Raw genomic sequence first — 240 nt, forward strand, 5'->3', positions numbered from 1 at the left:
GCATCAGGACGTGTCGTTCGAGAAGCTGGTGGAGGAACTCCAGCCCGAGCGCGACCTGAGCCGCAGTCCGCTGTTCCAGGTGTCACTCACGCTCCAGAACACGCCGGTCTCGGAGATCACGCTGCGCGACCTCACCCTGACGGGGATGGAGGCGGAGGAGCGCACGTCGAAGTTCGAAGTGTCGCTGCTGGTGGAGGAGCTGCCGGAGCGAGTGGCAGTGGTGGCCAACTACAACAGCGA

Annotated in this window: 1 protein-coding gene; it reads left to right on the top strand. The window is 64.6% G+C overall.

Annotated elements, in window-relative coordinates; genetic code table 11:
• The coding region (locus JGU66_34900; GenBank protein MBJ6765972.1) for a hypothetical protein at positions 1 to 240 on the top strand (240 nt) is incomplete at both ends.

This window comes from Myxococcaceae bacterium JPH2 (assembly GCA_016458225.1).
Classification (GTDB): domain Bacteria; phylum Myxococcota; class Myxococcia; order Myxococcales; family Myxococcaceae; genus Citreicoccus.